This is a genomic window from Vibrio sp. Isolate24 (assembly GCF_022398215.1).
In the GTDB taxonomy this organism is placed as follows: domain Bacteria; phylum Pseudomonadota; class Gammaproteobacteria; order Enterobacterales; family Vibrionaceae; genus Vibrio; species Vibrio coralliilyticus_A.
In genome coordinates this window covers 911,133-930,850 of sequence record NZ_JAKEUU010000001.1, presented here as the reverse complement: position 1 = coordinate 930,850, position 19,718 = coordinate 911,133, and the positions used below count along the sequence as shown (strand labels likewise).

The following is a 19,718-nucleotide window of genomic DNA, read 5'->3' as shown; positions in this document are numbered from 1 at the left end:
GCTTACGCTTAGGCGACAGGATGATAGTGCAAAGTGCCTTTTAATGCATCTGTTTTTTACTTTTGAAGTGGGTTGGATGAAAGAAAAGGGCTAATCCGTTAACCCTGAAATATCGGATTTTCATATTCCGTTATACAACACAACAATGTTTGGAGTACCGCATATGGGATAGTGCGGTAAATCCATACTAGCGAGGTGGTATATTAGAACAAGTTAATTTAATGGATTCTTACATAAGGGAGTGGGGTGTTAACAGTTTTCAAGACAAAACATATTTCGACATCTTCATTGCGTCGCTTTAGCCTTCATTGCATTTTTGATAAAATGCTGAGTCGATTTTCTGATCGGTACGCGCATCTTGGTGAAACATCTTGTTAGATAGTCGGGTATAATTGCAGCAAATAACAACGCTCAGGAATAGCAATGTCAGCTCCAACTCTGTCTCAACTCAACATTTTCCCAGTTAAATCCTTAGGCGGTATCAGCCAATCTTCTGCTTGGGTAGAAAAGCAAGGCCTGATGTTTGACCGTCGCTTTATGCTTGCTTTGTCCGATGGCTCCATGGTGACGGCACGTAAATATCCGCATATGGTTAAAGTTCAGTCGAGCTTGACGCCAGATGGTTTAATCTTTGTTGCTGAAGGCAAACCGCCGCTTCGCTTAAAGTACGCCGATTTTAAAATGCAGGAAGCCCCTGCTCAGGTATGGAAAGATAATTTCACCGCGTATACCACAACGGACGAAGCGGACGACTGGTTTAGCGATGTCTTGCAACAGAGAGTAGAGCTGCTGTTTTCAGGCGAGCAATCAAAGCGAGTACGAGAGAAAGTTGGGGGTAATGTCAGCTTTGCCGACGGTTATCCAATGCTTGTGATTGGTCAGGGTTCTTTGGACGAACTAAACCGCCGCAGCCCTGAACAACATTCTATGGACCAATTCCGTGCCAACCTGATTGTTTCTACGACTGAGGCGTTTGAGGAAGATAGCTGGAAGCGAATCCGTATTGGAGAAGTGGAGTTTGAAGCGGTTAAAGCGTGTGAACGCTGCATCCTGACAACGGTCGACGTTGACAAAGGTGAATTCAGACCAAGCAAAGAGCCACTCAACACACTGTCTCAGTTTCGAGCGAACGAGCGAGGTGGCGTTTTCTTCGGTCAAAACTTAGTCGCTAAGAATGAAGGTATGATTCGCCAGGGAGATGTGGTGGAAGTCCTTGAGTACAAAGAGAAAGAGTTCTATCCAGACAACACTCCGGAAAAATTGGTGATGACGTGTGTTGAACGTGAAGAGATTGCTCGTGACTTTGTGACATTTTGGCTAGAGCCAGAACACGGCACGGCTCCTGTCTACCAACCCGGTCAGCACTTACCGATTTCAGTTGATATCGATGGTGAAAAAGTCGCGCGTCGCTATACGCTCTCTTCCAGTCCTTCAAGGCCTGGGCGGTTGGCTATTTCTGTCAAACGTATTGATGGTGGGCGAGTTTCCAACTGGCTGAACGACAATCTGAAAGTCGGTGATACGTTAGCGTGTGAAAACCCTGATGGCAGCTTCCACCTTGGAGACAAACACGATCAACCCATTTTGCTCTTGTCTGCGGGGAGTGGTGTGACCCCTATGCTGTCCATGTTGAGGTACCTCTCTGATCACGATCAGGCTGATGATGTCACCTTTTATCACCAGTGTCGTAGCATTGAAGATATCCCATGCAAAGAAGAGTTGGATAGCTACAAACGTCAACACCCTGGATTGAGAGTCTTGATCGCATTGTCTCAGCCGCCAGTGGATTGGTTCGGCTTAAAAGGGCGTTTGACTAGCGCGCACTTAAAGCAGATCGAAAATGTTGAGCAAAGACAGATCTTTGTATGCGGACCTGATGGCTTTATGGAACAGGCGAAAACTCTCTTGCTGAAGAAAGGGTTACCGGAGGAGTGCTATCACCAAGAAGCGTTCGGTGTTTCTCAAACCAATCTGCAACCACTTAAAGAGCTTCAGTTAAGTGTTAATGGCAACATCTTTACCGGCAATAACCAAAAGCCGTTGTTAGAGCAAGCGGAAGATGCCGGGATAGCTATTGCTCATAGCTGCCGCGCTGGTTTGTGTGGTGCATGTAAGGTGACGGTTGAGTCAGGCAAAGTTCACCAACCTGATGTTCCAGGACTACAAGATCACGAAAAAAACATGGGTGTTGCTTTAGCATGTTGTTGTATCCCTGAAACGGATATTGAAGTGGTGAACTAAACCTAGCTCTATAAAAGGTAAAAGCCCCGAATCAATGATTCGGGGCTTTTTTTAGTGTGAATACTTTGTTTCATTTGTATTTGGATCGTATTCATCAGTCTGAGCCAACTGACGTGTCGTAACTCAGTGATATAATGATATTAAAAACAATAGGATAGTGTAACTGTCCGATCGGACAGGTTTTGTATTAAACTTGATACTAAATGGTGGATTAGAGCGAAAAATATAGACATAGCCAATCAAATCGGCTCTGATTATTTAGAACGAAAGTAGAGGAGACTACTTTCCCTTATTGATGTGGTTTAATATGCCCACCGAGTAGGGCTCTTGTCACCGCTTGGCAGCGATTGGTCGCTCCGAGTTTCTTACACGCATTACTCAGGTGAAACTTAACGGTTCGTTCAGTGCAATCAACGAGCTCTGCAATTTCTAAAGCACTTTTTCCATCGGCGGCCCAAGTCAGGCATTCAATTTCCCTGTTAGTTAACATCGCTTGAGAGTGCTTAGTTTGTGAAGTCAAAGGCAAGTGCGGTAAGTTCTGTACAATGAGCGGGATAATCAACTGAGTAAACAGTAATGCATCAGGATTAGCGGGGTGAGCAATAACGTCTGATGTGGCGAAACTAAGAATACCCACTTCACCATTTAATCCATGAATGGGGATACTGATACCTTGCTCTATTCCTTGAATATGCGATAAGGAATAAAGCGCCTGGCTGTGAACATCTATTTGTTTGGCTGATTCCCAAACGCTAGGCATACAGTTTGATGCGCCAAAATTGCAAATAGGATCAACATACATTAATTCAAGATTGCATGAATCTTTACGACATTCATCCGGAAAGTTATCTACAACGATAAATCGACCATTTTTAATATGTGGGTCAAACGATACACCAAGTACAAAATACTCGCTGTTTACAATCGTGTTTAACTGATCCAGCAATTTGACCATTGAGTCAATAGAATCAATGGTTTGGTAGTTATCTATCAGACGTAAAATTTCTTTCATTTAGTGCTATTAACGCCGCTTTTTATTACTTATAACAAATTACATTCGAGTTATGTAATATTTTTCTCACGTTAAAAGTGAGAGTGGGGAATTTTTAAGCATATTAGTGACAAGAATAGAAAAAGGCGCGATATGCGCCTTTTCTTTATTTTACAACTTGAAGAACAGTGTCGTTTTCTTTGGCGTAGGACTCTATTTCTTTTGGTGGTTTTCTATCGGTAATAATGAGATCAACATCAGCGATAGTGCCTAGCTTCACCATAGCATTACGGCCAAATTTACTGTGGTCTACGCCTAGAAATACTGAGCGGCTGTTTTCAATAATTGCACGTTTGACACGAACTTCGTGATAGTCGAAGTCGAGTAATGAGCCGTCATAGTCAATGCCTGAAATACCTAGAATGCCAAAATCTAGGCGGAACTGAGAGATGAAATCGAGGGTTGCTTCACCTGTGACACCTCCGTCTTTACCGCGAACTTCACCGCCGGCTAGAATAACCTTGAAATCAGGTTTAGACATTAGAATTGTTGCTACATTGATATTGTTGGTTACGATGCGTAGGTTATGATGTTTTCCTAGCAGGGCACGGGCGACTGCTTCCGGGGTCGTACCAATATCAATGAATAAGGTTGCGCCATCAGGGATGTGCTTGACCAGTTCCAGCGCAATTTGGCCTTTTTCCTTCTGATAGGAAATTTGGCGAGTTTGATAAGAGGAGTTCTCGGAACTGGAGGCGATCGTCGCCCCGCCATGATTTCGGCGAATTTTGTTTTCATCAGCGAGTTCGTTGAGATCACGACGAATGGTTTGCGGACTCACGTCAAAACGCTCGACTAACTCATCAGTGCTCACAAAACCTTGAGTTTGCACCAGCTCGATGATTTCTTGGTGACGCTTGATGGCTTTCACTAACAATATCCTTGTCTGTTGGAATAAAGCAATTCTACGGTTTGAGGAACGCAAAGCAATGATTTATGAGCGGAACTGGCTGATTAAGGTTCGTTTTAAGAAAATGTTCACATAAACGAACATAAAAATGATCCATTTTTGAGTTGGGTGCTTCGGTTGCGATTGTGGCTTTTGGCGCACATTCATACTGGCTTAACTTTTTGTAGACTTTGTTCTACCTTCGGCTTTCGTTTTACTTGTGACAGGATGACACCAGAGATCACCATAATACCGCCCATCAGGTGGTAACTCTGAATATTTTCTCCTAGTAAAGTAGCCGCTAATGATACGGCGACGACAGGCAGCAAATTCATGAACATCGCACTCGAATCCGCACCTATAGCATTAATCGCTTTGACCCACATCCAAGGCGCGAGAATCGATGCGGCAATGGAGGCGTAGGCGATAAGGGAGAAGGCTCCCTTTGTAGGAGTGAGATGATTACTAGAAAGCCAAAGAGGTGCTAGCATGATGACTGCAAAGATCCCTTGCATATAGATGAGTGTCCAGTTAGACAAAGGCATCTTCCAGCGTTTTATCAGTACACAGTAAGCTGCGTAGCAACAAGCCGCTAAAACCATCAATGCATCACCTTGAGTCACATTTTGATGTAAAAAGAAGGCTATGTCCCCTTGTCCGAGCATAAAAGATAAACCTGCAAGTGAAATGACACCACCAATGATGCTTAGAAGAGAGACTTTTTTATCGAGTAACGGCACGCTCATAAATACACTGAGAAGTGGTACTAATGAGGTGATCAAAGCCATATTAGATGCAGTCGTAGTAAGGCCTGCGTAATAACCCAGCGATTGGTTTAACACCATACCTAGCATGGCTAGAAATGCGAGTTTGCTTAAATACGGTTTGATGATAGGCCATTGTTTAATCACTTTCGGTAAGCAAAAAGGCGTGAGCACAAGCATGGCAAAAAACCAACGAAAGAAGCTCATCGCACTAGGCTCGATAACGGAAGCAGCCATCTTGTTGATGATCGAATTCCCTCCCCAGATGAAAACGGTAAGTAGTGGAAGTAAGTAGATCATGTGAGCCTCATCTCAAAGTGAACAGTAGAAGTGAGTTTGACAGGTCTGTATGATTGTAGATATCTCTTAAAAGACATCGGGCGCGACAGGAAGACAAATTTGAGAAAATCGGCCAAACACCTTCACCCATCTCTATCAATAGATAAAGCTCCATCAGATGTATTTATGAATTTTGAAGCTTTCTTATCCAATACAGAGACGCGAATGCATAGCCACCCATGGGGGCAGGTGCAACTGATCAGTGGTGGTATTCTTGAAATGGAGGCCGAAGGAACTCGTTTTCTTGCTCCCCCCCATTTAGCCATCTGGGTTCCAGCAGGTGTGATGCACACTAGTTACAACAGAAAGCCACTATCCTACTGTTCCTTGAATATCGCTCAGGAACTTACTACGCATTTTCCAGACTGTACTAGCTTGATCAAAATTACGCCGATTGTGTCATCGATTGTCGATGACTTTCGTCAACGAGACATTAATGTTGCCCAAACGGATCAAGATAAGCGTCTTGTGCAAGTTCTTTTAGATCAATTGGCAACTCGTGATACTCAGCATCACTTTTTGCCTTCTTCAGACAACAAATATCTGGCGAGAATATTGGCGGCAGTAGAAGAGAACCCGATTGATAATACCAGCCTCTCTGAATGGGCTGAGAAGGTACATACCACAGAGCGCACCTTGGCAAGGCACTGTCAGTCTGAGTTGGGGATGAGCTTTACTGAGTGGAGGCTGAGAGTACGCTATTTATACTCAATGGATTTACTGAGAAAGGGTCATTCGGTAAAAGAAGTGGCATTAACCTTGGGCTACAATCAAGCCAGCCCGTTTATTGCAATGTTCAAAAAATACTCCGGGCAAACCCCGGAGCAGTATAAGAGTAAGCTGTTATAGCTTTTTGATTACGAAGTCCAATCCGCCTACGATGGCCGCAACTTGAGCGTCGTTACACTCTTCATCGGTCACTTTCGGGCTATCAGGATAGACTTCGGTAGTGGTGCCGTAAGTGCAGTTGGTTACACCGCCACACAGGCCAAGTTTTACCATCGGGTAATTGATGACGCCATCCTGTACAACGGCTGAGCCGATAATTTCGCCTTTTTCATCAGCGGGAGCAATATGAGTCACTTTTCTAACTGACTCAATCACCGCTGCCTGAAACTCAGGTTGAGGGTTTTCAGTATCACCTACTGTGTAGAAGCCATCAGGAATCATACCTTCGATATACTCAATGCCATCACGCGCGGCCAGGGCAGGTCTGAACTCGGTTTCATCCGTGTCTGTCGTTTCATGCAAATCAATATGAACTAATACATCTTGTCCTATTGAGGCTACCAGCGCTCTTAGATTGGCGGATTCTTCTGCCGGGCTGTTTTCATAGAAAGAGCGGTTTGGATCAATCGCTAATGGGTTCCAGCGATTGATGGTCTCATAACCCCATGGGCTGACACATGGTGCGACGATGATGTTGAAGTGCTCAGCGTATTTTTCCATCTGAGTGTCAGCAAATTTGAGTGCACCATGAACGCCGCTGGTCTCGTAGCCATGAACCCCACCTGTCACCAGAACAAAGGGTTTTGTACTGTCCCAATTTTTACTTTTAATGCAAAAAAGTGGGTAGCGGCTTGGGTCGTAGGAGAGAGCACCATACTGTTCGATATCGAACCTTTCTTGTAGGGCTTGAATCTTTGGAACCACTTCTTGTTGGTATTCTCGTTTGATACTGGTTTTTTCACGCCAAGCTTGACGCTCTGATTCTTGCCATTTTTGGCCTGGTGTTCCGATAGGGTAAGAGTAAGAACTATGCATTACTTTGCCTATGTTTGTTATGGGATGTGGGCGACAGCATAAAACGCCCATTTTGGGGAAGCAATCAATATAAGTTCAGCCAATAACCGGGGTGTTGTTATTGACGCATTACTGACGAGAATTCGGTTTAAGTTCGATGTGGTCAATGTTACATTTAGTTACATGTCTTATTTCTAAGAGAAAACAAATGGCGGGTGCGAGTCTGTTAACCCTGTTAGATGACATCGCTACGGTGTTGGATGATGTCGCTTTGATGTCCAAAGTAGCAGCGAAAAAAACTGCTGGTGTACTAGGGGACGATCTGGCGTTGAACGCACAACAAGTATCTGGTGTTGCTGCAGAGCGTGAAATTCCTATCGTATGGAGCGTTGCTAAAGGCTCGTTTAGAAATAAATTGATTTTAGTTCCAGCAGCACTCTTGATGAGCTCTATTGCCCCTTGGCTTATTATGCCATTGCTTCTTTTGGGTGGTTTGTTTCTCTGTTTTGAAGGCGCGGAAAAGCTGGCTGAGAAGTTTTTTCATTCAAATGAAGAAGTTGATACAGGTGATGAATTACCGACGGGTTCTGTTGCAGAGTATGAAAAGCATAAAGTGGCAGGCGCAATTAGAACCGATTTTATCTTATCTGCGGAAATTATCGTTATTGCCCTTGGAACGGTTCAAGGACATTCCATGTTGACCCAAATAATGGTGGTCAGCTTAATTGCGGTTTTAATGACTATTGGTGTTTATGGCCTTGTGGCAGGTATTGTGAAATTGGATGATCTTGGCTTTTATCTTAACCGTATTTCAAAAGGGACAGGTTTGATGGCATGGATTGGTAGAGGTTTAATTATCTTTGCGCCAAAGTTAATGAAGTTCTTAACGGTAGTGGGTACTGCCGCGATGTTTTTAGTGGGAGGTGGGATTGTTGTTCACAACGTGCCTGTCATTCACCATTGGATTGAGCCAGTATTACTCAATTTGCCAAGTTTAACCTTAGCGAAAGCACTTTTCCCTTCTATTCTCAACGGCCTGATTGGTGTCCTAGCGGGCATTGTGCTTGTACTTTTATGGGGTGTCATTGGAAAGCTTCTTCGACGTAGTTAGCCATTTATTCTACATCGTGTTGCTGGTGAGTGATTTCTAGCAGTGCTTCAACCAGCATTTCACTGCTTTGAGCACCTGAAATTAAGTGTTTGCGATCAATGATGATCGCTGGTACTGCGTTTATTCCAGCTTCAAGCCATTGCTGCTCTGTTGAGGATACGGTCTCTTTCCAACTCGTGTCTGAAAGTACAGCCTGACAGGTGTCTCTATTTAGTCCAAGGGATTCAGCAATATCTAACAAAGTCTCTGTGTCACTCACATCTTTACCATCCGTAAAGTAGGCGTGGAACATGGCGATTTCTAGGTCGAGTTGTAATCCTTGCGATTGTGACCAAAGTAAGAGTTGATGCGCTTTCCGAGTATTATAAATTCTCATTTCATCTGTGAAATTAAACTCAAACCCCAATTCTTGGCCTAAATCAGTGATGGTTTGACGAGCGGCAATACTCGCTTCTAAAGACGTGCCGTATTTATCCGCCAAGTGTTCTCGTAGGTTTTGCCCTTCCGGTTTCATTGCAGGGTTAAGCTCGAATGGGTGCCAGTGAATCTCTGCCTCAATAGTGTCTGATAGTGTCATTAAAGCTTGCTCCAGCCTTTTGTACCCGATGATGCACCACGGGCAAACCACATCTGACACTATGTCTATCCGAACATTTTTCATGATTGACGCCTTTCTTTACTTACTACTTCATTATAGTGAGTGAGAATAATTAATTTTATAAATAGTTCAAATTCTACGCCTTAGATCTACTACACCCATTCCGCTTTCTAGGGGGGAAGAAAAAGATTGGCTTGTGTCTATAATGGCAGGCAGCCTTCACCTGCGATCAGTCAGGTGATTATGGAATTTGAAATAAAGGAACAAGAGATGAACGTTTTTAAAACAGCCAACGTCATTCTTCATGCCTTCGACTGGCCGTACGCATTGGTTGCTCAACGCGCTGATGAAATTACAGCGGCGGGTTATAAATCTGTGCTGGTTTCTCCTCCAATGAAGTCTTTAAAACACGCACAGGGTACAAAATGGTGGCAACGCTACCAACCACAGGATTATCGTGTGATTGATAACCAGCTCGGTGATACACGAAGCTTTAAAGACATGGTTGAAGCGCTGAATCAACGTTCAATTTATGTTTATGCAGATGTGGTTTTTAACCACATGGCGAATGAATCACAGAGTAGATTAGACCTTCAGTATCCCGATCAAAGCGTCCTAGAGTCCTATCAGTTAGATACTAACTACTATGAAAATATCAAATTGTTCGGAGACCTGTCAGAGCCACTGTTTGCTGAAAACGATTTCGTCGAAGCATTTGGGATTGAAGACTGGCAGGATAAATGGCAAGTCCAAAATGGACGGATTACTGGTGGTCCTGCCGATCCGGGCTTACCGACCTTGCGTGTTCATGAGCATGTTATCAAGCAGCAGCAGGCATATTTGTGTTCGCTGAAATCTCTTGGTGTAAAAGGGTTTCGAATTGATGCAGCTAAGCACATGTCACTAGAACATTTGCAAAAAGTGTGGAGTAAAGAGATCTGTGAAGACGTCCATATCTTTGGTGAGATCATCACCGATGGTGGTGCGACAAAGCTTGAATATGATTTATTCCTTGAGCCGTTCTTGGCGGAAACTCGCTTGGGTGCTTATGATTTCCCGTTGTTTCAAACTATGTTTGATGCATTAGAAGCTAAAGGTAGCTTAAAGAGCTTGGTTAACCCATATTGCTTCGGGCAAGCGCTCTCACAAAGCAGGGCGATTACGTTTGCCATAACCCATGACATTCCAAACAATGATGTGTTTGCTAATTTGGTCATGCCAGAAAAAACAGAGTGGCTAGCATACAGCTATATTCTCGGTAGAGATGGTGGTGTGCCATTGATCTATACGGACCTTGATACTTGTGGGCTGAAAGGCTCTGATGGTCGACCTCGATGGCTGAATGCTTGGAATGATAAGCGGATGACATCGCGTATTCGTTTTTATAATCTCATGCATGGTAAAACTATGCAGGTGATGGAAGCATCTGACGATCTCTTAATATTTGCTCGTGGTGATGAAGGTATCGTGATCATCAATAAATCCAAGCGACCACAGAGAGTACAGATTGCGGTGAGTGGAAAGTGGTTGGATTTACTGTCTGAAGAGCATTACCTTAGTCAACAAGGTACTATGAGTATCTCCGTGGCTGGTGAAGAGAGCTTGATGTTAGTTAAGAGTTAAGAGCCCTCCCAGAGGGAGGGCTGAAAATATTACACTTTGAACTTGTTGAGTATTGCATCTTGTTCGCGGATGTTTTCAGTTTGTGCTTGCATGGCAATGTTGGCATTTTCTGCGGCATCCGCCACTTGAACAGAAAGATCCTTAATTTTCACTGTGTTGTTGTTAATCTCTTCTGCCACTAAACTTTGTTCTTCTGCTGCAGATGCGATTTGAATGTTCATATCACTGATGGCTTGGATTGCATCACGAATACTGTTAAGAGCGGCGTTCGCTTCTTCTGCTCTTAATACCGCGCCACTGGCGGTTTCTTTACTCATATTCATTGCATTGGCGACTGCGGTTGCTCCTGATTGCAATTGCTCAATCATGTTTCGAATTTCAGTGGTAGACTCCTGAGTTCTTTGCGCCAGTGTGCGAACCTCATCGGCGACCACAGCAAAACCACGGCCGGACTCACCAGCACGAGCTGCTTCAATGGCGGCATTCAATGCGAGTAGGTTGGTTTGATCCGCAATGTCATTGATGACTTTCAAAATGGTTTCAATGTTGTCAGTAGCAGATTCTAATGTTTTCACTTCTTCAACTGCTTCATCGATACGTTGTGACAGTTCAGTGATGGCACCAGTTGTATCGCCAACAACCCGTGTACCGACTTCAGTTGCCTCATCTGCCTCTTTTGCTGCCGAAGCAGCGCCTTGTGCATTGTTGGCAACATCACCGGAGGTTGTAGCCATTTCGTGCATGGCTGTAGCGAGCTGTTCTAACTCTCTCAGCTGATCTTGCATGGCCGCCGCTGATTCTTGTAAGCCCATCGAAGTCATTTCAGACCCACGTAGAATCTCTTCGCCAATCGCTTTTGATTGAGTGATTTGCTGTTGAAGCGCACTGGTGAAGGAGTTGAATCCTTCTGCCAATGATGAAAACTCTTGGTCGGTATTGGTGTCGAGGCGTTGGGTAAGGTCGCCTTCACCTGAAGCGACGTCCTGAATGGCACTGTTGAGGGCACCAAGTGGCCTCATTAGAGCCGTCATCAAGACAAGAAGAATAACAATACTGATGATTAGGGCCACGACAGTGTAGATGATGGAACTGTTACGTAGGTCTGCTAATGACTGATAAGCAATTTCTTCATCGAGGACAACACCGATATACCAATCTTCACCAGGCACTTTAGAAAAGTCGAGAGTGTAATCTTTACCGTCAATAGAAACTTGTTGAGGGTCATCTTGGATATTTGTATTACCCAAGAAATCTTTCATCGGTTTACCATTGAAGTCTGTTTGAGGGTGAGCAATGGTTGTGCCGTCACCTGCGACGATAAACACGTAACCTGCATCAAACAATTGCACCTTGTTAACAAGGTCGGCAAGACCTGCCAAGCTAACATCGTAGAAGATAGCACCGATAAACTTGCCGCTGTCTTTGACTGGAGTAGCTATGGAAACCAGAATTTCACCTGTCGCAGAATCAGCATAGGGGGCCGTAATAATGAGTTTGCCTGCGTTTTTAGCGTCGATATACCAAGGACGCGCACGTGGATCCCATGTTGGTCCGGGATTCCAAGACGGATCGTTATTGATGTTTGAACCATCTTTCTCAAACCCTAATCCAGCTAATAGGAAAGTTTCTTTAACGATGGGACGTGTAATGACGGTTTCCATCGCATCCAGATCTAGGTTGGACTCAAGCATACTGGTGGCATAGGTAGCAATCGCTTTTCTACTGTTTATCTCAGCAGCGGTTGTATCTCTAACGCCATCCACAATCTCGGCGACACTGGAAGTGACTTGAGATTTAATTTCTGTTTGAACGGTGTAGTACTGCTGTAGGGTAAGCAATGTTACTGTGGCCAGTAAAAGGAGAGAGGATGCTGCCACAATTTTATGGCTGAATTTCATATTCGCCTTCCTATTTTATCTACAAATATAGAGGATATTTATAGATTTATAGTTATGAAATGAATAATCAGCCAGTAACTTAATCAAGTTTTCTGCTTTTCACCTCGAATTGTTTTTTCAATTTGTGAATACATTGCTTCATTGCCTTCGAACAGCTCGGCGACAACCTGGTGGCGTGATTGTCCAGATTGCATTCGTTTGTAGGCTTCTCGCACATTCAAAACGAGTTGTTGCTCTACCAATAGTTTGCTGTCGATGTTAGGGGCCCATTGGTTTATTTGTTGAGTCAGTTCGCTTTCCTTCAACTGAGGTTTGAAGCTTGAAAGCTCTTCTTGTAAAACAGTAAGGAGATTTTTCTTCGCATCGTGTCGATCTTCCATCACCTTTAACCTATTCAATAAAGCGTTTGTGAGCTCATTGAGAGTTACAAAGCCACCTTGTTTAGGGAGGAATGAAGTAACACGTGAAGATACTTCAATTTGTTGAACTTGCGTTTGCGGGAAGAAGGTGAGTGCGCACAGGGCATCAAATGGGATCCAAACTGCCTGACCCGCTTCAATCGCATATTCTGTTTTACCGAGTTTCAACAGCGTCAGACCTTGCTCGACTTTAAGCAGCATATGCTTGATGCTCTTTTTACGTGGTGTCATAGTCAGATATTGAAAGTCGCGATAGTCATGCGAAATAGCGTAGTGCATTGAATTGCTCATGTTCTTGGGTACTCAAGGGGCGATAAGGTTAACGTTTCTTGCAGAAAAAACCAACTTAACTCCGACTTTCCACTTAATCGGTGATTTTATTCTGGTCTGACCTTGTTGATTATGAGAGAAGTATAGCTGTCAATCCCCTAATCTCTGCGTAGAATAGGCCAGCTTTTTATCAGATGTAATAAGAAATGACTTCTAAAAACGACCCTTTTGTTGAAATCCGTCCTTATAATGACGAAGAAATTCCAGCGGCTATCGACCGCCTGATTAACGATGAAGAGTTTATCAGTGCAATTCTACAGCATCGATTTGCTAACCATGCCGGTTGGTTTAAAACGCTTATGTCACCGATTGTCAAAGTCTACCTCAAAATGAAGTGGTCAAAGCTTAACTCTGTCGAAACCATTCAGATGGAAGTAAAAAAATACCTTGAGCAAACTTTGAGCACAACAACAAAGGGTGTGACTTATTCGGGACTGGATAAGCTAGATAAAAAAACCTCTTATTTATTTGTGTCCAATCACCGTGACATTGCGATGGACCCCGCATTGGTGAACTACGGCCTTCATCAGAGTGATCATAAAACGGTTCGTATTGCCATTGGCGATAACCTCTTGAAAAAGCCTTGTGCGACGGAACTGATGAAGCTTAACAAGAGTTTCATCGTAAAACGTTCGGCGAAAGGCCCACGTGAAATGATGAAAGCGCTAGGCACTTTGTCTAGCTACATCAAACATTCGCTCGATACGGGTAACTCTATCTGGATCGCGCAAAAAGAAGGGCGCGCGAAAGATGGTAATGATTTTACCGATCCGGCGATCCTTAAAATGTTCCATGTGGAAGGGCGTAAGCAGAAAATAGAGTTTTCAGAGTACATTAAATCATTGCGTATCGTCCCGGTTTCTATTTCCTATGAAAATGATCCATGTGATATCGCTAAAGCCCGTGAGTTATTTGAAAAAGCCACCAGTGGTTCTTACGAAAAAGGTGAATTTGAAGATATTGAAAGCATCATTCAAGGCATTGTAGGTGATAAAGGTCGTATACATGTGGCATTTGGTGATGTCATTTATGATGATTTAGAAACACCAGAAGCGTTAGCAGAAGAGATTGATCGCCAGATCCATGACAATTACAAAGTGTTCCCTATAAATGAGCTGGCTGCAGGTAACGAACAGGTCGATCAAACAGTCAAAGACATCATGGCCGACAAGCTGAGCCAGTTACCCGAGGGTGCGCAACCTTATTTAGTGGCAAGCTATGCCAACCCGGTTAAGAATCAAACCGCTAAGACTCCCTAAGGGTAAAACTATCGCTTAGGTATAAATCTCTAAGCACAAGCTTCAGTATGTTTAATGCTCAGTTTGTGCTTGAAATTTAGGCTGATTTGCGTTGTTTTTCGGTTAGTCTTGCCAAAATACGGATTTAGGATCTTTGTCTACTTCGCGCATAATCGCCGTAAGATCATGACTTTGCGCAAGGTAAGGATAGGGCAGCCAATTTTCTTCATTGAGTTCGTCAGGCATAAATAGCAGCCAAGAGCGGCGCTCTTGGTTCCATTGCACCTTGGCAACAGGCATCATGTAATCGCAATGCGCTGAATCAAGCAGAAAATGTTGCTTGATGAATATCACTCCATTATCCGTTACGTCATAGCTCGCTTTACCTAATTCTGCAGGTAAGCTTTTATTACGCTGTTCACAGATTACCTGCGCGCGGCTTTCTACTTGTTTTTGCAGCAAACTGACCAGTCCCATACCGGCTCCATCATTAACGCTAACCTACCCATAGTATGTACAAGAATATGAGGAGTCTGCATAGGTTTTCACAAAAATGTCATGTAATCGAAATATGATAGCGCGAGTTTACTTATCCGCATCAGATTGGAGATTATTATGATTCGTGTTGCGCTGGTGGCAATGTTGTCCTCTTCTTTACTTACTTTTCCTGCGCTGGCGAGTGAAGTTAATGTGTCCGGTTCTACATCGGTGGCACGTGTTATGGATGTATTGGCTGAAAACTTTAATACGGCCCACCCTGAAACCTACATTGCAGTACAAGGTATCGGTTCAACTGCAGGTATTACCCTTTTAAAGAAAGGCGTAGCAGATATTGGTATGAGCTCACGATACCTGACAGAAAGTGAGCAGGATGAAACGTTAACGGTCACCCCTTTGGCATTTGATGGCTTGGCTGTTGTCGTCAATAAATCTAATCCGGTCCAAAATGTCAGTCGTGAGCAGCTATTCGATATCTATAAAGGTAAAATTACCAACTGGAAAGAGTTGGGGGGAGCCGATCAAAAAATTGCTGTAGTGACACGTGAAGCGTCATCCGGCTCACGTTATAGCTTTGAAAGCCTGCTGGGGCTTACGAAAATTGTAAATGGACGTCAGGTTTCAGATATCAATCCAGATAACTTAGTGGTTAATAGTAACAGCATGGTGAAAACCATCGTCAACCATAACAAACAAGCGATTGGATTTATTTCTACAGGATCTGTTGATAGCTCAATTAAAGCAATCACATTTGAGGGAGTGGATGCAAATAGCAAAACCATTGCTGAACGTAAATATGAACTGTCTCGCCCATTCCTTGTACTTTATAAGAAAGCGGAACTTGATAAAGATGCCCAGTCATTCATTCAATACCTGCAAGGTAAAGAGGCTCAAACTTTAATCCGCGAATACGGTTATACGCCAATCAGTCAGTAGCAGAAACAAAAAAGGAGAGCTCAAGTAGCTCTCCTTGATAATAAATGTACTACTAGAAATGCAATTGAATAACCGAAACCACAATGGCACCAGGTCGACGAACACCTTCAATTTCAACTTTAATTTCACGCTCGATCTCCAATCCTTTCTTAATCGGAGTCACCTTAGAAAGCTTACTTACCGCTCGAACTCGGCTGTTAGCTTTGACTGGATATGGAAAGCGGACTTGGTTAAGACCAATGTTGACAACCATTTTGGCTGTAGGGAACAACGAATGATCGGGATCCACGCTGTCAGTCAACTTAGGTAGTAGAGCTAGTGTTAGAAAGCCATGTGCTATGGTTGTTTTAAATGGTGATTCACTTTCAGCACGCTCTGGATCGGTATGGATCCATTGCATGTCTTCTGTAACCTGCCCAAACTGATTGATGCGCTCCTGAGAAATATCCAACCAATCACCAGTGTGAATAACTTCGCCTAATTTTTCCTGAAGCTCGTCAAACAGTTTTTGCGCTTCTGGCTTGAGTTCAATAGACTTTGGCTTTGTTACCGTAGGCTCAACATGTGGTTGAACTTCATCGTTTACAGCAGGGCGTTGCAGATCTCTGAGGCGAGTAAACAAGTGGCGGTTATTGGCTTTGTGCAAAAGCTCATCCCAATATTCACGTACTGCAGGTGACATCCACTGCATGAATTCAGAATGCTGTTTATCACCACGATGTTTAAATAGGTCTGCGACTTTCATAACAACCTCAGAAATCTCTCATTGATATAGGTCAACCCACTAATTTTGAAACACTTCACAATTATGCGCAATGATTTTCGGGCGTACATATGTTATCTCAAAGTGCTATTTCTTTTAAAAATCAGTATCTTTCTAATAAAACATTATTTTATTAGAAAATGCACTTTAGAGTATTTACACTTCAAAATGCGTTGGTTTTTGGCGTTTTCAGCGATAAAAACACAAAATTAGGTGGTTGATTTATCGTCATTTAACTCAGTGACTACAAATTAATTCTTTACAAAATTCATGCCAAAATCTAAACTGCTTGCGCATTGGAGAGATGGCTGAGTGGTTGAAAGCATCGGTCTTGAAAACCGGCATACGTTAATAGCGTATCTAGGGTTCAAATCCCTATCTCTCCGCCACTTTTAAAGATTAAACCGCTGTTTTTACAGCGGTTTTTTCGTTTTTATAACTCAAAAGTCGACAAATACAAGAGGATGATACAGATGTATTTGTTTCGACAACCCAATAGCGTGTACTACACACGTGTTGCAATCCCAACTTCCCTTCAAAAAAACGGTTTTCCTAAGGAAATTCGCTTATCCCTAGTCACGCGTGATCGTCGTACGGCTTACAAACGCAATCTTGACCAAACAAAAGTAATATTCGAGCTTTTCGAATTAGCACAGACAAAGTCTTTACCCTTTCCTGATTTTAAGCAAAAGCTTAATGCCGAGATTAACAAGCTTAGAGTCTCTTTTAATAAACAAACAGTTGATGGTGACTCAACATGTCGCCTGCTCTCGGAAACGTATGAGCCTAAGCCAAAGAAACAGATACCAGCCATCAATAGTGATTCTCTTGATCGTTTTATTGAATCTAAGCGCCTAGAAAAAGTCACTAACCTCACTCTTAAGCAGTTAAAGCAGCGTAATGGAGACTTCTTAAAGTTTGTAGAACAATTGGAAGGATCGAGTATCACCAGCAGCGTTGCAATGGCTTACAGAGACGAGCTCTTAGGTCGAGGATTAAGCCATAAGACATTACGTGACTACTTCGCCGCAATTAAGCAATTTATGAACTGGTGTGTGGTGCAGGAGCTGATAAACACCAATCCATTTGCTCACGTAAAGCTACCTTCCAAAAACATCTCGTCTCATTCCCAGCGTCTACGCTGGGGCGAAAAGGAACTAGCACGCCTATTTTCTAGTCGTGCTTTTAAAGAACAGGATTTATCCTTCCAATGGGCATCAAAGGTTATGGTATTGCATGGCTGTCGTCCGTCGGAAGCTTGTCAACTTCGAGTAGCTGATATCCATATAGATGGCCCCATACCAATAATATCTTTTAGTGATAGCGGAGAGCAGCAACATCTAAAAAATGCCTCATCCAAACGACAGGTTCCCATCCATCAAAGGTTATTGGAGTCTAGTTTTCTCGATTATGTAAAAGAGCGGAAACAACACAAGAAAATCCAACTGTTTGATTTTATCCCTCGTGGCAAGGACATCGATTGGTCAAAAGATTTCAGAGACAGCATGGGTGACGTTCTGACCGCATGTGGCTTTAAGGCGGGTAATCGCCCTACTGCGTACTCTTTTCGACACACATTCGTCGATGAACTAAAGCAAGCCAATGTTGAGGAACATGTAGTAGCTCAAATCGTAGGGCATAAAAATACCAGCATGACTTACGGACATTACGGTAAGCAACTTCCAGCAGAGAATCTGGCGCAAGCTGTTAATACATTTACGCTTAATCCGTTCTAAATCTCTTGCATTGAAAATTTAGAACCGATTACAATGAGTGCGGATGACATACACTGGTCGCTGGCGATACCTACCTCTGTCCGTACTCAAATCACTGCTAATATAACTTAAAGTCTTTGTGCTGAAACCCAGTGCACTAGTGAGCTTTTGTAAACGCCAGCCGCAGCTTGCTATTGCATGTTGGAGAGACAGCTATGCGTTTACGCAACAAATCGACTTACACTAAGTTAACCAACGCTTTCAATGAACATCTAAGACGCAATCTAGAGCTAAGTATTTCTTTTCGTCAGAGGGATAATATGCTTGCGTACATTTTGTTTAACCTCAGCCCTAATGAAGTCCACCAAAGGTTAAGTCGAAATAAAGATGTATTGGTGGATTGGAAGCAAGAAAGTGACTCCGTTTTAGAGGCTCGCTTTCAAAATACCATCTGGCCTCGCGTTATGAAAACATTCCAAGGCTACCAGCTTTCCGAATCGCAACTTATTGAGTTGATGGCAAGCACTATCAAACCTGCTTTACTCGACTTAGAGCCGTCCATGGTCTCAATGAGCTTTCAAAACGCCCTTGGGATTGAGTTTGTTTTGGTCACAGATGAAAAGGAAACGAAGGCATCAACAGGACATCACCTATTAAAGTGGCACTTACCATCACGAGACAATGTAATCGTGCCGAATAGTTGGACAGGACTCGATAATATGCGCCTTTACACTCCCAGCAGTGTTAAAGAACGTTATTCTGCTTTTGATAAACAGACCTTTGAGATCATGTCACTTTCATGTAACGAGGTTCTAATTGATGCTTATCGGCATGCACCTAAACTGAATAGTCAGTACTCTTCCCTTTATAACGAACTTCATCAATTGCGTGACTGTCATCTTTTGCTCTTGTTTGTACATGAGCATTATCGACTTGCAGAGATAATGACGCAGAGTATTGTTGATCACTATGAAAACGAGTGCCGTTTTGAAAAAAAAGGAGAATCAGGTATTGGTGAAGATATTAGTTGGTTTTCTGAGCTTCAAGCGATTAATTTCTCGCTCTACAGCTTGTGGAATATCGTTGAAGAAGAGTATGAGGAGTTTGCTTATAAGAACCACATACCAACCAGGAACGATTACGTTGATGAGCTATATCTGTTGATAATGCAGTACCTGTTTGAAACGGGTTTGGTAAATCAACAAAATAAAGAGCTGTGTGATGACGTTACGCTGAGCTATGCAGTGAATGATGCTGTGAAGAACTCAATATCCAGTTTGCATCACCAGTTAACAAGAGGAGTTCGTTTGCTGACTCATGGTAATCCTAGCAATTTTCTACTTAGTTTAATCCCAGAAGTAAATTAAATAGCCATTGTTKCAGCGACAAGTTTACAAAACCTATGTCGCTGCTCCCTTATCATCGGTGCAATTAGCCTTTCGGGAACATCAGTCCGCTCAATGGCATTTAGTACTGCCGACGGTTAATCAATTCGACTCAATTAGGTTCAATGAGAGGAAGGCAGTCAGTTTTCCTCTTTTTTTTAAAAAAAATTCAAATTC

At 43.1% G+C, this 19,718-nt stretch carries 17 protein-coding genes and 1 tRNA gene; 9 read left to right on the top strand and 9 right to left on the bottom strand.

What is annotated here, in order from left to right; translation table 11 throughout:
• Positions 1-423 precede the first annotated feature (423 nt).
• Complete coding sequence (locus tag L1D23_RS04105; RefSeq protein ID WP_239864377.1) at positions 424-2,241, top strand: hybrid-cluster NAD(P)-dependent oxidoreductase; 1,818 nt, start codon at positions 424-426, stop codon at positions 2,239-2,241.
• A 289-nt stretch (positions 2,242-2,530) separates the two neighbouring features.
• Here L1D23_RS04105 and L1D23_RS04100 read toward each other — a convergent pair whose 3' ends face one another.
• From L1D23_RS04100 to L1D23_RS04090, 3 genes are all read right to left on the bottom strand, one after another.
• Positions 2,531-3,253: a LuxR family transcriptional regulator gene (locus L1D23_RS04100; protein WP_239864376.1), complete on the bottom strand. Its 723-nt coding sequence runs from the start codon at positions 3,251-3,253 to the stop codon at positions 2,531-2,533.
• Between the two features lie 145 nt (positions 3,254-3,398).
• On the bottom strand, positions 3,399-4,163 hold the full coding sequence (locus tag L1D23_RS04095; protein WP_239836108.1) for a DeoR/GlpR family transcriptional regulator: 765 nt from the start codon (positions 4,161-4,163) through the stop codon (positions 3,399-3,401).
• A gap of 182 nt (positions 4,164-4,345) precedes the next feature.
• On the bottom strand, positions 4,346-5,245 hold the full coding sequence (locus L1D23_RS04090; protein ID WP_239864375.1) for a DMT family transporter: 900 nt from the start codon (positions 5,243-5,245) through the stop codon (positions 4,346-4,348).
• A 99-nt stretch (positions 5,246-5,344) separates the two neighbouring features.
• Here L1D23_RS04090 and L1D23_RS04085 point away from each other — a divergent pair, with 99 nt between their 5' ends.
• A complete protein-coding gene (locus L1D23_RS04085; protein ID WP_239836110.1) occupies positions 5,345-6,133 on the top strand; it encodes a helix-turn-helix transcriptional regulator in 789 nt (262 codons plus the stop codon).
• On the opposite strand, the gene L1D23_RS04080 is transcribed toward L1D23_RS04085, so the two are convergent.
• Positions 6,128-7,048, bottom strand: a complete 921-nt coding sequence (locus L1D23_RS04080) for a M14 family metallocarboxypeptidase (RefSeq protein ID WP_239864372.1) — start codon at positions 7,046-7,048, stop codon at positions 6,128-6,130. The two genes, L1D23_RS04085 and L1D23_RS04080, sit on opposite strands and share 6 nt — an antisense overlap.
• Before the next feature lie 187 nt (positions 7,049-7,235).
• On the opposite strand from L1D23_RS04080, the gene L1D23_RS04075 reads away from it, so the two are divergent.
• Positions 7,236-8,138: a DUF808 domain-containing protein gene (locus tag L1D23_RS04075; RefSeq protein WP_239864371.1), complete on the top strand. Its 903-nt coding sequence runs from the start codon at positions 7,236-7,238 to the stop codon at positions 8,136-8,138.
• 4 nt (positions 8,139-8,142) lie between these two features.
• Here L1D23_RS04075 and L1D23_RS04070 read toward each other — a convergent pair whose 3' ends face one another.
• Positions 8,143-8,799: a DsbA family oxidoreductase gene (locus L1D23_RS04070; protein WP_239864370.1), complete on the bottom strand. Its 657-nt coding sequence runs from the start codon at positions 8,797-8,799 to the stop codon at positions 8,143-8,145.
• 207 nt (positions 8,800-9,006) lie between these two features.
• Between L1D23_RS04070 and L1D23_RS04065 the strand changes: the two genes are divergently transcribed.
• The gene (locus L1D23_RS04065) at positions 9,007-10,359 is read left to right on the top strand and encodes an alpha-amylase family protein (RefSeq protein WP_239864369.1); all 1,353 of its coding nucleotides are present in this window, start codon (positions 9,007-9,009) and stop codon (positions 10,357-10,359) included.
• Positions 10,360-10,388: 29 nt separating this feature from the next.
• Here the strand turns inward: L1D23_RS04065 and L1D23_RS04060 are convergent, their stop codons facing one another.
• Both L1D23_RS04060 and L1D23_RS04055 read right to left on the bottom strand, forming a co-directional pair.
• Complete coding sequence (locus tag L1D23_RS04060; RefSeq protein ID WP_239864368.1) at positions 10,389-12,257, bottom strand: methyl-accepting chemotaxis protein; 1,869 nt, start codon at positions 12,255-12,257, stop codon at positions 10,389-10,391.
• Positions 12,258-12,340: 83 nt separating this feature from the next.
• Entirely contained in the window at positions 12,341-12,955 is a 615-nt protein-coding gene (locus tag L1D23_RS04055; protein WP_239864367.1) for an AraC family transcriptional regulator, read from the bottom strand.
• Between the two features lie 197 nt (positions 12,956-13,152).
• Here L1D23_RS04055 and L1D23_RS04050 point away from each other — a divergent pair, with 197 nt between their 5' ends.
• Positions 13,153-14,265, top strand: coding sequence for a 1-acyl-sn-glycerol-3-phosphate acyltransferase (locus L1D23_RS04050; RefSeq protein ID WP_239864366.1), 1,113 nt, complete (start codon positions 13,153-13,155; stop codon positions 14,263-14,265).
• A gap of 102 nt (positions 14,266-14,367) precedes the next feature.
• Here the strand turns inward: L1D23_RS04050 and L1D23_RS04045 are convergent, their stop codons facing one another.
• A complete protein-coding gene (locus L1D23_RS04045) occupies positions 14,368-14,721 on the bottom strand; it encodes a DUF3024 domain-containing protein (RefSeq protein ID WP_239836118.1) in 354 nt (117 codons plus the stop codon).
• A 138-nt stretch (positions 14,722-14,859) separates the two neighbouring features.
• On the opposite strand from L1D23_RS04045, the gene L1D23_RS04040 reads away from it, so the two are divergent.
• Positions 14,860-15,678 carry a phosphate ABC transporter substrate-binding protein gene (locus tag L1D23_RS04040; RefSeq protein WP_239864365.1) on the top strand — a complete coding sequence of 273 codons (819 nt, stop codon included), beginning with the start codon at positions 14,860-14,862 and terminating at the stop codon, positions 15,676-15,678.
• 52 nt (positions 15,679-15,730) lie between these two features.
• On the opposite strand, the gene L1D23_RS04035 is transcribed toward L1D23_RS04040, so the two are convergent.
• The gene (locus L1D23_RS04035; protein WP_239864364.1) at positions 15,731-16,423 is read right to left on the bottom strand and encodes a MaoC family dehydratase; all 693 of its coding nucleotides are present in this window, start codon (positions 16,421-16,423) and stop codon (positions 15,731-15,733) included.
• Positions 16,424-16,739: 316 nt separating this feature from the next.
• On the opposite strand from L1D23_RS04035, the gene L1D23_RS04030 reads away from it, so the two are divergent.
• From L1D23_RS04030 to L1D23_RS04020, 3 genes are all read left to right on the top strand, one after another.
• Positions 16,740-16,830, top strand: a tRNA-Ser gene (locus L1D23_RS04030).
• 84 nt (positions 16,831-16,914) lie between these two features.
• Entirely contained in the window at positions 16,915-18,177 is a 1,263-nt protein-coding gene (locus L1D23_RS04025) for a tyrosine-type recombinase/integrase (protein ID WP_239864363.1), read from the top strand.
• Positions 18,178-18,371: 194 nt separating this feature from the next.
• Positions 18,372-19,523 carry a hypothetical protein gene (locus L1D23_RS04020; RefSeq protein ID WP_239864362.1) on the top strand — a complete coding sequence of 384 codons (1,152 nt, stop codon included), beginning with the start codon at positions 18,372-18,374 and terminating at the stop codon, positions 19,521-19,523.
• Positions 19,524-19,718 lie beyond the last annotated feature (195 nt).

Coding starts and splice junctions, on each gene's coding strand:
- L1D23_RS04105 (WP_239864377.1), top strand. CDS start 424: ATGTCAGCTCCAACTCTGTCTCAACTCAACATTTTCCCAGTTAAATCC.
- L1D23_RS04100 (WP_239864376.1), bottom strand. CDS start 3,253: ATGAAAGAAATTTTACGTCTGATAGATAACTACCAAACCATTGATTCT.
- L1D23_RS04090 (WP_239864375.1), bottom strand. CDS start 5,245: ATGATCTACTTACTTCCACTACTTACCGTTTTCATCTGGGGAGGGAAT.
- L1D23_RS04080 (WP_239864372.1), bottom strand. CDS start 7,048: ATGCATAGTTCTTACTCTTACCCTATCGGAACACCAGGCCAAAAATGG.
- L1D23_RS04075 (WP_239864371.1), top strand. CDS start 7,236: ATGGCGGGTGCGAGTCTGTTAACCCTGTTAGATGACATCGCTACGGTG.
- L1D23_RS04070 (WP_239864370.1), bottom strand. CDS start 8,799: ATGAAAAATGTTCGGATAGACATAGTGTCAGATGTGGTTTGCCCGTGG.
- L1D23_RS04065 (WP_239864369.1), top strand. CDS start 9,007: ATGAACGTTTTTAAAACAGCCAACGTCATTCTTCATGCCTTCGACTGG.
- L1D23_RS04060 (WP_239864368.1), bottom strand. CDS start 12,257: ATGAAATTCAGCCATAAAATTGTGGCAGCATCCTCTCTCCTTTTACTG.
- L1D23_RS04055 (WP_239864367.1), bottom strand. CDS start 12,955: ATGCACTACGCTATTTCGCATGACTATCGCGACTTTCAATATCTGACT.
- L1D23_RS04050 (WP_239864366.1), top strand. CDS start 13,153: ATGACTTCTAAAAACGACCCTTTTGTTGAAATCCGTCCTTATAATGAC.
- L1D23_RS04045 (WP_239836118.1), bottom strand. CDS start 14,721: ATGGGACTGGTCAGTTTGCTGCAAAAACAAGTAGAAAGCCGCGCGCAG.
- L1D23_RS04040 (WP_239864365.1), top strand. CDS start 14,860: ATGATTCGTGTTGCGCTGGTGGCAATGTTGTCCTCTTCTTTACTTACT.
- L1D23_RS04035 (WP_239864364.1), bottom strand. CDS start 16,423: ATGAAAGTCGCAGACCTATTTAAACATCGTGGTGATAAACAGCATTCT.
- L1D23_RS04025 (WP_239864363.1), top strand. CDS start 16,915: ATGTATTTGTTTCGACAACCCAATAGCGTGTACTACACACGTGTTGCA.
- L1D23_RS04020 (WP_239864362.1), top strand. CDS start 18,372: ATGCGTTTACGCAACAAATCGACTTACACTAAGTTAACCAACGCTTTC.